This window comes from Rhodococcus sp. IEGM 1372 (assembly GCF_030056835.1).
Taxonomy (GTDB): Bacteria; Actinomycetota; Actinomycetes; order Mycobacteriales; family Mycobacteriaceae; genus Rhodococcoides.
On sequence record NZ_JASHKS010000015.1, the window covers coordinates 16,969 to 32,404 of the forward strand.

At 65.3% G+C, this 15,436-nt stretch carries 10 protein-coding genes; 5 read left to right on the forward strand and 5 right to left on the reverse strand.

The genetic code is table 11. The features are described 5' to 3' along the window. Positions 1-13 precede the first annotated feature (13 nt). Genes recD through recC form a run of 3 tightly spaced genes read right to left on the reverse strand, consistent with a single transcriptional unit; the run spans position 14 to position 8,486 of the window. Positions 14-1,876 (reverse strand): exodeoxyribonuclease V subunit alpha, encoded by a 1,863-nt coding sequence (gene recD / locus QM590_RS14300; protein WP_269595451.1) that lies wholly within the window; start codon positions 1,874-1,876, stop codon positions 14-16. Further along, the gene (locus tag QM590_RS14305; protein ID WP_269595450.1) at positions 1,873-5,214 is read right to left on the reverse strand and encodes a UvrD-helicase domain-containing protein; all 3,342 of its coding nucleotides are present in this window, start codon (positions 5,212-5,214) and stop codon (positions 1,873-1,875) included. The genes recD and QM590_RS14305 overlap by 4 nt, the downstream gene beginning before the upstream one ends. Beyond that, entirely contained in the window at positions 5,211-8,486 is a 3,276-nt protein-coding gene (recC, locus tag QM590_RS14310) for an exodeoxyribonuclease V subunit gamma (protein ID WP_269595449.1), read from the reverse strand. The genes QM590_RS14305 and recC overlap by 4 nt, the downstream gene beginning before the upstream one ends. Positions 8,487-8,963: 477 nt before the next feature. On the opposite strand from recC, the gene QM590_RS14315 reads away from it, so the two are divergent. Then, entirely contained in the window at positions 8,964-9,533 is a 570-nt protein-coding gene (locus tag QM590_RS14315; protein ID WP_269595448.1) for an excalibur calcium-binding domain-containing protein, read from the forward strand. Here the strand turns inward: QM590_RS14315 and QM590_RS14320 are convergent. Both QM590_RS14320 and QM590_RS14325 read right to left on the reverse strand, forming a co-directional pair. Then, positions 9,530-10,039 carry an O-acetyl-ADP-ribose deacetylase gene (locus tag QM590_RS14320; RefSeq protein ID WP_269595447.1) on the reverse strand — a complete coding sequence of 170 codons (510 nt, stop codon included), beginning with the start codon at positions 10,037-10,039 and terminating at the stop codon, positions 9,530-9,532. The genes QM590_RS14315 and QM590_RS14320 overlap by 4 nt on opposite strands. Next, the gene (locus tag QM590_RS14325; protein ID WP_269595446.1) at positions 10,036-10,962 is read right to left on the reverse strand and encodes an ADP-ribosylglycohydrolase family protein; all 927 of its coding nucleotides are present in this window, start codon (positions 10,960-10,962) and stop codon (positions 10,036-10,038) included. Before QM590_RS14325 ends, QM590_RS14320 begins: the two co-directional genes overlap by 4 nt. A gap of 61 nt (positions 10,963-11,023) precedes the next feature. Here QM590_RS14325 and QM590_RS14330 point away from each other — a divergent pair, with 61 nt between their 5' ends. From QM590_RS14330 to QM590_RS14345, 4 genes are all read left to right on the forward strand, one after another. Further along, positions 11,024-11,698: an NrtR DNA-binding winged helix domain-containing protein gene (locus QM590_RS14330; RefSeq protein ID WP_094688299.1), complete on the forward strand. Its 675-nt coding sequence runs from the start codon at positions 11,024-11,026 to the stop codon at positions 11,696-11,698. Positions 11,699-11,722: 24 nt separating this feature from the next. Beyond that, on the forward strand, positions 11,723-12,913 hold the full coding sequence (locus tag QM590_RS14335; RefSeq protein WP_283279197.1) for a hypothetical protein: 1,191 nt from the start codon (positions 11,723-11,725) through the stop codon (positions 12,911-12,913). Positions 12,914-13,004: 91 nt separating this feature from the next. Then, complete coding sequence (locus QM590_RS14340; RefSeq protein WP_269595444.1) at positions 13,005-14,306, forward strand: T3SS (YopN, CesT) and YbjN peptide-binding chaperone 1; 1,302 nt, start codon at positions 13,005-13,007, stop codon at positions 14,304-14,306. 91 nt (positions 14,307-14,397) lie between these two features. Next, complete coding sequence (locus QM590_RS14345) at positions 14,398-15,417, forward strand: AurF N-oxygenase family protein (protein ID WP_269595443.1); 1,020 nt, start codon at positions 14,398-14,400, stop codon at positions 15,415-15,417. The last annotated feature ends 19 nt before the right edge of the window (positions 15,418-15,436 follow it).

Below are 15,436 nucleotides of genomic sequence, written 5' to 3' on the forward strand. Positions count from 1 at the left end.
AGGATCCGACGAACTACAGGATCTTTCGGCGCAGGCCGCTCGCTCGTAGCACCTGACGTTCGACGCCCGCTCGGATGGCCTCTTCGGTACCGATCACCCGTACGTGCGATCGCGCGCGGGTGATGGCGGTGTACAACAGCTCTCGGGTCAACAGTGTCGACGCCTCGGCGGGCAACAGAACCGAGACCGTGTCGTACTGACTGCCTTGGCTGCGGTGGATCGTCATTGCGTACACGGTGTGTACCGAGGAGAGCACATTCGGGTGGATCAACACGTGGCCACGACCTCGGGCGAACGCTGCCATCGGAGTTCCGTTGTCTCCCAACACCACAACGCCGGTGTCCCCGTTGTAGATCCTGGCCTCGTGGTCGTTGGCCGTCACCAACAACGGCTGACCGGGATACCAAAGTGACGGATCGAGAAACGTTCCGCTTCCTTCCCCTACCCACTCCATCGCCTGCCGGTCCCACCGCGAGACCCCCCATCGACCCTCGCGGTGCGCGCACAGTAGGCGATGTTTCTCGAGCCCGAGCAGTGCTGCGGTGGCATCTCCGCGTACTGCAGCGGCGGTGACCTCGGCTGCGGTGTCGATCACGTCGGAGCGCAGGGCGTCGACGTCGTCGGGGCTCTGGAACGAAATCTCCTCCGCGCCGGACTCGAGCAGCGCCATCACGTCGTCGCCCCGGCCGTCTCGCACGGCCACGGCCAAGCGAGCGATGGCTCCGCCGAACCGTCGGCCGCGACTGAGCCGAACGACGCCGCCGCGCAGTCGGTCTCGCTCGAACGGGCTCAGAGCGGCTTCCGCGGGATCCTCGGCGGCGGCGAAGTCCGCGTCGACGAGCTGCGCAAGAACCGGGTTCTCGATTCCGGTCACCGGCCTGGCCACCAGATCTGCCAGCACCGCGCCCGCGTCGACCGACGTCAGCTGATCCGGGTCGCCGACGAGAATCAACCGAGACTCCGGACGCACGGCTTCGAGCAGCCGACACATCATCGTCAGCGACACCATCGAGGTTTCGTCGACGACGATGACGTCGTACGGCAGCCGGTTCTCGGCGTCGTGCCGAAACCTCGTCTTGCTGCCGGGCTTCCATCCCAGAAGTCGGTGCAGCGTCATCGCTTTCAGATCTGCTGGAAGCCCGAGGAGTCCGGCTTGTTCGGACACGGACTCCTGCAACCGGGCTGCGGCCTTGCCGGTGGGTGCGGCGAGCCCGATGCGCAGATCGCTTCCGTGTTCGCGGACGAGGAGCGCCAGAATTCTCGCTACGGTGTGGGTCTTTCCGGTTCCAGGTCCGCCGGCGATGACCGTGGTCCATTGGGTCGCCGCCAGAGCTGCCGCTATTCGCTGTCGATCGGGAGCGGCCGTCGGCGCGCCCGATTCGTCCACGAACAGCGTGGCCAGCGCGTCGCCGATCTCGACGGCATCGGCGGCGGGATGGGATTGCGAACGCGCGTCGAGCAGATCTCGAACGGTGCTCTCCTGCAGGTGATATCGGTCCAGGTACAGCAGCTCACCCTGATCGGTGTCGACCAGTTTCAGCGGCCGCAACGGTCCATTCGGGCTGCCGACCACCAGTGGGCTCACCCTCAGTGCTCGGAGCACGTCGTCGAGCTCCGGCCACGGAAGTGCGCTCGGATCGACGTCCGAATCCTCGTCGACGGTGACGTCCCGCAGTCGTCGCAGATCCAGGCACACCGAGCCCGATCGCACCGAACGCACGGTCAGAGCAGTGGCGAGCAGTACGTTCTCCGACGACTCACCGGCCAGGGCACCGAGGCGCAGCGCCACGTGCACATCGGATGCCGACAGCACACCCACATCGTTGAAGGTGCGCAGGATTCCACTACCGCGCAGCGCAATCGAGACGCCGGTCATCGAGTCACCTTCCCGGCGAGCAGGTCCGACAGCTCGATCACCAGTGCGGCCGGCGGATCCCAGTCGAACACCCCACACCCGGCGGGGGTCTGCGGTCCGACCATGCCCCGCACGAACAGGTATCGGATTCCGCCGAGGTGCAGTTGCGGGTCGTAGTTCGATTGACGCCAGCGCAGATATCGATGCAGCGCAACGGCATACAGAATGGCCTGCAGCGGATAGTGCGAGCGGATCATTTCCTCGGCCATCTTCTCGCGCGTGAAATGGCCGGTGGTCAGATCGCCTCTGGCGATTCGATTCGTCTTGTAGTCCACCACGACGTACCGCGGTCCTGCCACTCGCAGAACCGAGTCGATACTTCCGGTGAGAAAGCCGCGAAGTGGTGTCGACTCGAGACCGTCGAGCAGATCCGCGTAGGACGCGAGCACGTCCGCCGGATCGAGGTGATGACGCAACAGGCGCGCGACGGACTTCAACGTGACCGTGTTCGCCACCGGATCGTCTCCGCCGGCCAAGGGCAGCTCGAAGTCGAGCTCGGCCAGATGGTCGGGCGGCGCTACGTCGGCCAGCGTCCCGAATCCCAACGGTGTCTGCATCACCGGTAGAAGGGCTTGGGCCAACGCCGCCGGATCGACCTCCGCCATTCGCGACGCCACCGCCGCAGCGCAGCGACGCTCGAGTTCCGCCAGCAGATCGGGTGCGGACGTGTCGACGTGTTCGAGTGCCTCGTGGACGAGCGTTCCGAACGCCGCGCCGGCAGGCATGCCGTTCATCGGTGACGCGATTCCGTCCAGCTGTTCGTCGATGTGCTCGCTTCCCGGGTATTCGCTGCCCACGGCCGTGTCGGCGGGCTCGTCCGTCTTCTCGGGATTCTCGGTCTCGCTGGTCACTCCTACCTCGGGCTGGGCGGGCGCGGCGTCGTGAGCGTGAGCTGTCAACGCGGAGTACGACGTCCGACGCCACAGCAGGTCGAGGGTTCGATCGAATCGTGCGGCAGCGACGTCGAGTTGCGGTTGCTCGGGACGAATCCAGTGTGCGGTGGACGGCTCGCCGGGCCCCACCGGTTCGACCGAGATGAGGCCTGCTGCCGAGCCGACCCAGGATTGGAGCCGGTTCGCCGTCGTCGCGTCGTCGAGAACCTTGTACGACGGCTCCGGCAGAGCAATTCCGGGGATGCGTCCGAACAGCATGCGGTGCAGCGAGGACGTCGCGGTGTTTCGGCCCGGGGCCCACCACAGCACGATCCGACTCTCGGCGCGGGTGAGACCGACGTAGAGCAGTCGCAGTTCCTCGCCTGCTTCCTCCTGGTCGTTGAGGATCTTCCTGGCCGCGTAGCCCGTTCCGGACGGTCCGCCGACGTCTCGGATTCGCGTGCCGTTCTCGTGCAGCAACAGCGTCGACGGCTTGCTGAAGTACAACGTGTCCCACGCGTAGGGCAGATAGACGACCGGAAATTCGAGCCCTTTGCTGCCGTGTGTCGTCATGATCTGCACTGCGGCGGAATCACTGTCGAGTCGACGACTGCGGTCGGTCGACCCGCCCGCTGCCGGTTCCTTGATTCGGTCGGTCAGCCAGCGAGTGAGGGCGGTGATTCCGTAGGACTCGGATACCGCGGCGCGATTGAGCAATTGGGCGATGTGCCGCAGATCGGTCATCGTGCGTTCACCGGCTTCGACCGCGAGCAACCGGGCGTCGAGTCCGGACTGGGCCGACACCCGCTCGAAGACTGCCGCGAACCCGGCCTCGTCGAACAGCACCGAATACACACGCAGCCGGCTGCTGACCTGGGACAGTGCATCCTCGGCCCCGGAGTCGAGTTGCGCAGCGGTCCACCCGAGCAGCGGAGTCAGGGCGGCCAGACGTACGCGATCGGTGCGATGGGGTTGCTCGATCGCCTGCAGCAACCACAGCCAGTGTCGGGCACTCTCGGTACCGAACACACTGGTGCTGCTCGACACGACGGACGGCACCCCTACCGCGTCGAGTGCGTCCCGAATCAACGCCACCTGCTTGGTCGTTCGGGTCAACACCGCAATGTCACGCGGTTCGATCACCCGGCGGCCGTCGGATCGCTCGAGCTCGGCATGTCCGGACAACAGCTCGACGATGTCCGCCGCGACGTCTGCCGCAACCCTGTATCGGAGTCGGTCGACTGCCGGAAAGCCTTGCCGCAGTGGACCAGCGCCGGTTCGCGGTAGGTAACGCAGCCGCAGGGGAGGATGTCCGACCATGCGCGAGAGAGGGTTTCGCGCTTCGACCGGGTGCACCACGATGTCGTCGTGACCGAGGGCTGCGCCGCCGTACAGATGGTGCAGGGCGTCGAGCAGCCCCGAATCACTGCGCCAGTTGGCGGTGAGCTCGTAGAGGTGGTCTGCGGTCTGCACGGCGTCGAGGTAACTCAGTACCTCGGCTCCGCGAAACGCGTAGATGGCCTGCTTCGGATCGCCGACGAGGATGAGCGTCGTGGAGCCGTGAAACGCCCGCCGCAGAATGTCCCACTGCATGGGGTCGGTGTCCTGGAACTCGTCGATCAACACGACGCGGAATCGATCTCGCACTCGTGCGCAGGCGGCCTCACCGTGGACGGGGTCCGACAACACAGAATGCAGAAGTCCCAGGAGATCGTTGTAATCGCGCACACCGAGCAGGCGTTTGCGACGTTCGATCTCCCGGCGCGCTTCCCGGGCGAACCGCACACGCAGTGCCGGCTCGCGATTGTCGTCGTCCGAGTCCTCGGTGTCGGGATACAGAATCGACTGCTGGTCACCCACGGCCGACAACGCCAACTGCTGGGCATCCCGCCTGCTGAATGCCGGTGCCTCGTCGTCACCGCTGAACATCTGCAGATACAGATCGTCCACGACCTGTTCGAGTAGGTCCGAGACGGATTCGACGAACGTCGATTCCGGTTCGCGCTCGCCTGCGATGCCGAGTCCGTCGAGCATGCGCTGACAGAAACTGTGGGTGGTGACGATGGTTCCGGCGTCGAAGTCCGACAAGGCCCTACGCAACCGTCGACGCCGCCGGTCGACTTCTGCGTCGTCGACTGCGGCCAGAAATGCCACGAGTGGATCCCCAGATTCACGAGCGGTGTCCGGGTCGGCCAGGTCCCGGGCGATCGACGCGAACCTGCTTCGGGTGCGATCACGGAGTTCCTGGGTCGCGGCTCGACTGAACGTCACCAGAAGCAGGTCCGAGATCTCGGCGATCCCTTCGGCGACGTAGCGCGCGGCCAACCCCACGATCGCGTACGTCTTGCCGGTCCCGGCGCTGGCTTCGAGGACGGTCGTTCCGGTCGGCATCGGACCGAGCAGGTCGAATCCGCGGGCGGCGGTCATGCGTTCCCCATGTTCTCGGCGATCAGCAACGGATCCCACAGCTTTCGAGCGAGAATCCCGAAGCGGCTCTTCTCGTTCGAGGGCTCGGTCTCGTCGGCCAGCGGGGCCGCAGCGAGCAGTGCCTGGAACGACAAGGCCGAACCGTGGACGTACCGCAACGATCGATCGGTACCGTCGCCGAAGTCACCCCGCCAAGCCCACGTGGCCGAGTCGTAGCCGTCCTCGATGGACCCGCCACCGAACCGCTTCTCTGCATACGCCGATGCGGTACCGGTCGATATCGGCAGCGGCGACGTCATTCCACGATCACGCAAGTCCACCAGATCTTTCAGTACGGCAACGGGATCCGGCGGGGCGCTCAGCCGAGAGCGACGAGGCGGGCGCATCCCGCTCGCGCGGCCGATGGTGACGGCGCTCCAGTCACCTGCCTCCGATGCCGCCACCGCCAGCAACCGCACCCACGCGGCCAGCCGGTGTTTGGCTGCCAGTCGCGAGTACGAGGAACGTGCCAGCGTGCGGCCGTGGATTCCGGTGACGGTGCCGGTCAGGCGTCGGCCGTCGCCGAGATCGACCGCGACGTCGATCGTCTCGGCCGGACCCTCGTGGAAGGGAGCGGCCGCGTCGGCGATGATTCCGACGATCTGCCGGATGTCGGACATCTCACGGCGACCCTGATGAAACGGCGGAAGGGTTCCGCGCCGCCACTCGGCGTCGGCGAATTCTCCGATGTCCCCACCTGCGAGCACTGCAGCGAGCATCCGATCACCGATGTTCCACCGGGACAACGGATCCAGCTCGATGTCCAGGCTGTCCGCCAGGTCGTCCTCGAGCTCGGGAACGCGGAAGCCGAGCCGTTGCCGCAGAAAGGCCTGCACCGGATTCTCGACGAAGGCGATGAGTTCGGCGAGTTCGACGTCCCCGCAATCGGCAGCAGGGAGCGCGTCCGGCAGAAACGGTGCCACCGGATCGGGCGTCCGCTGCTGGGAGACGGCTCCGGCCAGGGCCACCGTGTCGAAGCTGAACGGGTGTTCGGCTTCGAAATTGTGTGGGTCGAAGGGCTGCAGCGGATGCCGATGTTCGACGCTTCCGCCCGCGGTCACCTCGAGCACGTCCATCAACTCACGCAGCGGGATCGCGGGCGGCTTGGCCGACCCGTCGACGGGGTCTGCTCCGGTGTAGAACAACAGCAGTTTCTCCTCGGCCGACATCACCGCGTCCAGGAGCAGTTGCCGATCCTCGCTGCGAGTGTCTCGTTCGCCGACGGCCGGATCACGGGCGAGGATGTCGTCTCCGTCGATACTGCCAACTCGGGGGAACACCTCGTCGTCGAGCCCGAGCAGCACCACCACTCGGTGCGGCACCGAGCGCATCGGCACCATGGTGCACACGGTCAGCTCGCCGGTTCGAAAGTTCGCTCGGGTGGGTCGGCCGGCCAGTCTTCCGGCCAGCATGGCACGCACGTCCGCGAGCCGCAGCTCGGCGGTGCCGCCGTGTTCGGTGGCATCGGAGATCTCGCGATGTGCTTGTGCCAGTTGCCATTCGTCGGCTGTGGGCACGTCGGCGAGGAGATCGAGGGCGCGCCCCAGCTGCCGCGTCCACTCGGTCACCGATGCCGGACCGGAAAGTGCCCGGAGCACCGAGGCGAGCCGGTCCACCAGCTCGGCGAAGCGGCCGGCGAGAGTGATGTCGTTGCTGTCGACATCGTCGAGAGGCAGCGCCAGGTCGAGATACTCGTTCCGAGTCTCGTCCGCGGCCACTCCAAGCAAAATTCGATCGAGCGCCGACTTGAAGGTGTTCTGGCGAAAACCGTTCAGGCCGTACGCTTCTCGTTGCCGAACTGTCAAACCCCAGCGGGCACCTGAGCTCGTCACCCACTCGCGCAGTCGCTCCAGATCGTCGTCGGTGAACGAGAACTTCTCCCGCACCGGACCACTGGCGGCGAAGTCCAACAGCTCGCTCGCCGTCACCCGACCCTCCGAGAAATCCAGCACCGTGGCGATGACGTCGAGGACAGGGTTGGTACGACGCAGGCCCCGATCGGCCAGCCGCACCCGTAGCCGGTGCCCCGGATGCACCAGCGCCGTCTGCCCGAAGTTCGCGCGGATCAGCGGCGCGTAGGTCTCGACATCCGGGCACATCACCAGCACGTCGCGTGGTTCGAGCGTCGGGTCGGAGGTGAACAGATGCAGCAACGATTCGCGCAGAACTTCCACCTGGCGAGCCGGTCCATGACACGCGTGAATCTGCACCGATCCGTCGGCGAACGTAGTGCCGTCCTCGAATTCGGGAGTAGGAGACGAATCCGCGGTGATGTCCGACTGAATTCGACCGAGCAGAGTGTTCGCTGCTTGCGGCCCCTCGTGATGCACGGTGTGCGTCGCCACCGACGCGATGGTGGCCTGGAGTTCTCGCACGTCTCGCGACAGGCCGGCCAGCAGTGGGTGCTCGACGGCCAGAGCTGTCGTGTCGTCTCGTCGGCGCGTCACCGCCGGGATCTCGGCGAGGGTGTGCCACATCGACGGGCTGGGATGCGGAACCCAGATGTGCACGTCGCGAGCCTGCGACAGCGCACTCAATATCTCGAGCTGATCGGTTGTCAGCCGGGTCGGACCGAACACCGACAACCTGCTCGGCAGGTCCACCGACTCCGGTGCATCCCGGAGTCGGGCGCAGGTCTGCGGCAGGCGCTCGGCTGGGCTCGGGCTGCCGATTCGCTCGCGCAGCGCGGCCCACACCCGCGGTTGCCACAGCAGGTCCTCGTCGAGATCGCCACCGTGGCCGTCGGTGAAACGCCCGTCGAACCAGTCGCGCAGCATCTGGGGACGTTGAGATCCGTAGGTGCGGAACAATTCTGCCACATGCGATGCCGTCGACCAGCGGCGTCCCACCCGGTGATCCTCGGAACCTGCACCGAGATGCTTGAACAACACCGACGCCCAGGCTTCGGTGCGACAGTCGTCGATCACCTCCAGCGCGGTCCACAGAACCCGGCCCGGAGCCCAGGGATCGTCGTCGGGATCGATGTCGTCGACCGCAGCAATGGCGCGCGAGACCAACCGCGTCGGGCTCGGGAAGTCGATGTTGGCTGCGATGCCGTCGCCATCCGAACCGCCCAGTGTGCTCGACAGTCGCTGTGTGAGCCACCGCTCGACGCCCTTCGCCGGGACCGACACGATCTCGGGCACGAACGGATCGTCCAACGGCACGGACAGGATGTCGGCCAGTGCAGCCGCGAGCGTTCCGGCGCGTTCGGCGCGATGAAGCGTCAACACCGTCGCTGTCCCCTGCCTGCTCGTATCGGTGCCCGATTTCGGGCTCGTGACGACCCTACTCGAGCCACCGACAGATTCTGTGCGACGAGTCGAGCCGTCGATGCCGCTCGTATCGGTCTCCGATCCCGACGGCAGTTCTATTACTGCGATCGGCGGTTTTCGCGAGCACTACCGATCGAGCGGTTGCCGTTCTCGCACGGGATGTAACGAGGTACCCCGTCGGTACGACATGGTGAACGGAAATGCGACCGACCGGTTCGAATAGAACGAGACGGTTGCTTCCGGTCTCGCGGGTGACATCTCGGCCGCGACATCGACACCTCTCTCGATCCGAACGGACCCCTCGACATGACCAGCGCCTACCCGCCGCCCTTTCAGCGACCGGCACCCGAGGCTCGAGCGCCTCGCCGCCCCCTGTTCGGGAAGGTATTCGCTTGGGCCGCGATTGTTTTCGGTACTTTCTTTCTGATCGGGGCAGTGGTCTCGTTCGAGTTCGGCGCGCTGCTCGTCGGCGCGTTGCTGGTCGGCAGCGGAGTCGTGTACCTGCGCTCGTCACCCGCGCGGGGCCGCAAGGTCTGGGCGGTACCTGCCATCGCCGTCCTCCCTGCCCTGTTCGTGATGGGGCTGACCACCACGACCGAACCCGAGACCACAACCGCCATCGCACCGGTCGCGGCCGTGCCCGCGTTGCCGACGGTCACAAAGACCACCGCGCCGCCGTCGACAACCACCCCGGTCCCGACCACGACCACCGCAGCCCCGACGACCGAAGCAGTCGCCGCCGTCGTCGAGATACCGACGACAACGGAATACATCCCGCTGCCCGAGCCCGCGTACATCCCGGAGCCCGTCTACACGCCGGAGCCGGTGTACACACCCGAGCCCGTCTACACCGCTCCCGCGCCGTTCGTCGACGCACCCGAGAGCGTGTACTACGAAAATTGCACGGCTGCCAGGGAAGCGGGAGCCACCGATATCCGCGTCGGTGAGCCCGGCTACCGACCGAAGCTCGACGGCAACAGCGACGGGGTAGCCTGCGAAAGCTAGCCCACCAGCCGCCGCGTCAGGTTCGCGGCTTCGCGGGAGTAGGCGATCAGCATGACGAGGTCGACCGACGGCCGGGCAGCTTTCACTGCCACGACCTGTTGGGTGACTGCGTCGTGCATCGGCCATCCGTAGGACCCGCCGGAGATCAGGGGAAAAGCGATGGACTTCAGGTTCATCGACGCTGCCAGCGCCAGACTTCGGGCATAGCAGAGTCGCAGCAGCTCAGATCTGTCCTCGTGCGGGGAGAAGCGCGGGCCGACAGTGTGAATGACGCAGCCGGCGCGAAGTCTGCCCGCGGTGGTGGCGACGGCTGCGCCGACGTCGAGGCCGTGCGGCAGGGTGGTGGCCCGCAGCGCCTTGCACTCCGCGAGGATCGTCGGCCCACCGGCTCGATGGATCGCACCGTCCACTCCCCCGCCGCCGAGCAATCGTGCATTGGCGGCATTGACGATCCCATCTGCGGCAACGTCGGTGATGTCGCCCTGGACGACGTCGATGATTGTCATGAACTCCCCTTCGCTGCAATGATGTTCGAGGTGATTCGGTCGAGATCGTCGGCGCGCAACCCTGGGTAGCCGTGGACGATGTCGCGCCATTCGCTCGGCACCGCCGATGCGCCCCAGCGCGCTCCGAGGAGCCCTCCGGCTATGGCCGCCGTGGTGTCGGTATCGCCGCCGGCTCGGACACACAGTTCGAGAGCGGCAGGCAGAGGCCGGTCCGCGTCGGCAGATCGATGGATTGCCCACCACGCCGTCTGCAGAGCGTGGACCACCCAGCCGTTGTTAGGGAAGTCGGACGGCTGTCCCTCCTGTGCCTGGTGGAGCAGGGGCTGCCAGAACTCACGGACGTCGGCTTCGGCGGCGGCCAGAAATTCACGCACCCCGCCGTATGTACCGCGAAGAACCGCGTATCGAATTGCGTGAGTCCACAATTGGCATGCCTCACCGGCATGCGGGTCGAAATGGGTGAGGGCACTGATCCGTGCAGCAGCAGCTCGACATCCTGCCGCATCGTCGAGGTAGGCCAAGGCGACGGGTGCGGTACGCATGAGCGATCCGTTGCCGCCGGTTCTACCCGACAGTGACGCTGCCGCCGCGGTCATCTCTGAGCCGCTGAGTGTGGTCTGCGCGAGCACGGAGCGCGTTTGATTTCCTACGTCCGGAGGGTTCTGGGCAAACCACGCGCGAAAATTCTCGGCGATGTCGTCGATGTCTCCGCCCTGTTCGAGAGCACGCGCGACGCAGAGCGCCATCGAGGTGTCGTCGGTCCATTCCCCCGGGGCCCAATCGAATGCGCCGCCGCCGACCATGGCGATCGTCGTCTCGGGTGAGGGGTATCCGAACTCGTAGCCCGCGCCCAAGGCGTCACCCACTGCCGTTCCGAGGAGAACGCCCCGCGCTCGATCGTGCTGAATGTCAGTCAACTGCATACCTACCCCTTAGATCGATGTTGAGCTAACTATAGATCATTACTGCGCTAAGCTGCAACGCATGACCTGGCGAGACCGAGACGGCAACGCGCTGACCGACTACCCGCGCCCCTCCGTGGCAGTCGACGTGGCGGTACTGACCGTCCGCGAACAGCAATTGCACGTCGTCGTGGTGCCGTCGGAGCGCGGCCCCGCGCTACCGGGCACCTTTCTGCGACCGTCGGAGACTCTCGCCGACGCGGCAGACCGCGCCTTGAGGACGAAGGCCGACTTGATCGATCTCACTTTTCACCAGCTGAGGATGTTCGACGATCCCGACCGCGACGACCGCGGCTGGGTCCTGTCGATGGCGCACGGCGCAGCAATCTCGGCTCGATCATTGGCTCCCACAACCGAATCGATGCCGATAGACGACTCCGCACCGGTGTCGACACTGGCCTTCGACCACGGCACCATGGTGACCGAGGCAGTTCTCGACCTCCGTGATCGCTACGCGCGTGAGGTCGATCCCGCACTGTTGACGGACGCGGAGTTCACCCTTCTCGAACTTCGCGAGGTGTACGAGATCGTGTTCGATCGCGCTCTGCCGAAAGACACGTTCCGACGTCACGTCATCGGGTCGCTCGAAGGGACAGGCACAACCTCGACCGCAGGCGGCGGCCGACCCGCAGAGCTGTATCGTCGCGCATCGAATCCAGCTCTTCCTGCATCTGCGGGCTCGTTCCTACTTCGCTGAGGGCACGGATCGACGAAACCGGACATGCCTACCGATAAGCTGGCAGTCATGGGATCGAAGCGGCCTGCCAACCGCGGACAGAAACGTGCAGAAAAGACCAAGGCCCGGCAACGGCGCCACCAGCAATCCCGACCGGCCCCCACCGGTGCCGTCACCGAACGCATCGCCGATCTGATCAACGGTTTCGTCGAATGGCTCGACGAGAGCGAGATGTCGGAACAATCGGAGGCGATCTCTCGACTCGTGTCGTCGACACTGACCCAGCTGGCCGGAGCCCGTAACGGCTTTTCCCCCAGTGCCTGGCTGCCCGCCGATGCACACTTGCTGGTGGACGCCGCGGAACGCATCCTGCAGGACGAGTCCGACACGGCCGAGGACACCGCGGTCAATCTGGTACTCACGTCACTGCAGTACCTGACCTTCCTCGACGAGACCGATCTCTGGGACGGCACTCCCGAGGACTACTCGCACTGCATGGAGGATCTCTCGGACTTCCTCCAAGGCGACGAGCCGGACATGCTCGACGCCGACGACATCGATCTGCCCGACGTCTCGCTGGCCCAGGAACTCGCCGCGATCTCCGCGTTGCCGCTGCTACCCGCCCTCGACGACATCGTCGCGCGCGTGGCCGACGGGTTGGCGGTGGGCGAGGACGCCGACCTGCAGCGCGCGGTCGGCTCCACCCCGCTCGATCCCGCCCGGCTCGAGGTGGGTGCCGCGGTCGACTACTGGTCGACGGCCATCGCGACCGAATTGATTCGCATCGACGGTGACACCGCCAGGCCGGGCGACAATGCGCATTCGCTGGCCGGCCGAGGCGCGGAGACGGTGCACGAGCTGGTCGCCGAACACGTTCGCGTCCAGCTGTCGGGAGATGCCGACGACCCCGATGTGTCACGTTCGCTGGCGAACACGTTCGCGGTACAGACGCTGCTCGCCGCCATGACGGACGAGCTCCCCATCAACAACGAGGGCGAGGACTACGCCGAACTCGACGGTGAGGATCTGCGTACGGCGCAGTTGATCGACCACCGCGTCCGATCCCTCATCGAGCAGGGCATCCTCGTCAAGATCGAAGAAGTACTCGCCGTTCCGCACGCGTTGCGTCCGGCAGTGCTCGACGGTGTCGCCGAGGCCCTGCCGTTCGGTGTGATCGACGAGGAGTCTCACCACGACCCGCTCCACAGCTCGGTCGAGGATTCAGCGTCGTCGTGACGGCCCCCGCGAACACCGAGACCGTGTCGGTGGTCGCCGCTAGCGTCACCGACTGTGCGTTACGCCAACGCGATCTGGGTAAGGAGCCGACATGAGCGATTCACTCGAGTTCGACTTCGACGTCGACGCTGCCTGGATGCAGTTCCAGCGCAGACTCGGCGACTACGTCAGCGCGATGCGCGACGGCGATGCGCTGGTGATCGAGTCGCGATACGACAGCACCGACGGCGTGCCCGACACCGCAGCCTGCGTGCAGTTCTACGCCTGGGATCTCGATATGGTTCGCTGCGAGATCCCGGCGAACGAGCACCTGCATCACAGCCGTGCCATCACCGAAGAGCAGCGGGAAGCGCTCAGCGCGTTGGGGTTTCGCATGTCGGTCGATTCCGAACCGACTGCACCGCACGTGGACCGGAATCGATCCTGGTCCGACGATCTGGCCAAGACGACCGTTGCGGTGTTCCGTGACATCTGGGGTCTCCCGCATCCGTCGTTCCTGAGCTCGCGCGCCACCGGCCGATACGACGTACCGAGTTTCGACGTCGCCACCCCCGAGCCCGGCATCACTGTCGTTCCGATGTGCGTACAGCCCAAGGGCAAGGAACACCTGCAGCAACTGGTCGATCGAGCGCTCGAGCCGTGGTTCGGTTTCCCGCCGGATCACGACCCCGACGGCGACATCCCCCTGCGGTTCGTCAACGGCACCGCATACTTGTCGGTCAAGCCCACCGAGCCTGTGGTCGAGATCAATTCGACGCTGGTGCACGCCGTGTCGGGACGAACCCGCGCAGCCGAGTTGTTGGTCGATCTCAATTTGCAGCTACCCGATGTGATGCTGCACCTGGTCCAAGACTGCATCGTCGCCCAGGTGCGGGTGAGCGGCTCCCCCTTCGTCGCCGATCACTTGCTGTGGGCAGTGCGGATGCTCAGTCACGTATGGGAGCAGGTCGACGAGAAATTCGCCGAGGATTTCGGTGGAGCGCTCGGCGAACCGACGCCGCCCCCGATCGAGGCCGAGGACTTTCCGGACGGTCTGCTCGAATTGGTCGATCTGATAGCCGAATCCGCGGAGCCACTCGACCTCGACACCGTCCTCGAACGTTGCGACTCCGATCGCGATGTCGTCGCCTCCTACCTGCGCATCAGCGCCGAGCAGGAGGCGTCGTGGCGTGGCATGGCGGTCGCTGCCGATCTCGGGGACGAGCACTGCGACGTCGACGAGGCCGACCGCGAAGCCGGCAAATGGGGCCGCGCCGTGGCTGCGCTGCGCGAGGTACTGCGCAGCACACCCGAACAGGTCACGCCGGTGGTCGATCCGTCGGCGATCCAGTTGCAACTGTTCGAGACCGACGAGGTGGCCGAGGTATCCGACGAACGTTCGGACGAACAATAGACGGAAACCGAACACGGTTTTTCAGCGCGCTTCCCTTTCGTGTTAACTGGGGTTACATTAACTCCATGTTCGCACCTCGTTTGGAGAAGCCATGACACTGACGACAGGCACCACGTCCGTTTCGGTCGATACCGACACCGCGGACGAGCAGCAATACATCGAGACACTCACCCTGTTGTCCGAGGGTTCTGTTCATAAGCACTTCGACCCGTACGTGGATATCGACTGGGAGTCCGAGAAGTTCGCGGTGCCCGCGAACGATCCTCGCTGGGTACTGCCCGCGAAGACGGACCCGATCGGCGGCCACGCCTGGTACCGAGCACTGCCGCTCGAGAAGCAGATCGAGATCGGCATGTGGCGTCAGGCCAATGTCGCCAAGGTCGGTCTTCAGTTCGAGAACATTCTGATCCGCGGCATGATGCAGTACGTGTTCTCGCTGCCCAACGGCTCGGCCGAGGCTCGCTACTGCACCCACGAATCCATCGAAGAATGCAACCACACCCTGATGTTCCAGGAGATGGTCAACCGCGTCGATTCCGATGCTCCCGGCATGAGTCGCCCGATGAAGATGCTGTCGCCGTTCATCCCCCTGTTCGCCACTTTGTTGCCCGAGTTGTTCTTCGTCGGCGTTCTCGCAGGCGAGGAGCCCATCGACCACATTCAGAAGTCGGTCCTGCGGTCCGGTGAAGAAATCCACCCGATCATGCAGAGTGTCATGGCAATTCACGTCGCCGAGGAAGCGCGGCACATCTCGTTCGCACACCAGTTGCTGCGTCGCCGCGTCCCCAAGATGTCCAAGGCCGGACGGTTCTTGCTCTCGCTGGCCTTCCCGATCACGATGCGCATTCTGTGCGACGTCATCGTCATTCCGCCGAAGAAGTTCTGGACGAAGTTCGACATCCCGAAGCAGGTGAAAAAGGACTTGTTCTGGGGCACTCCGGAGTCGCAGCACGCACTGCAGGACTACTTCGGAGACGTCCGCATGCTGGCCAACGACACCGGAATGATGAATCGCGCCGCTCGCCTGATGTGGAAGCTGTGCGGAATCGACGGCAAAGCGTCCCGTTTCCGCAGCGAACCCGACCGCAGTTCCAGCCAGTTCGCCGCATAGCTCGCGCCCCAGCCGTCAG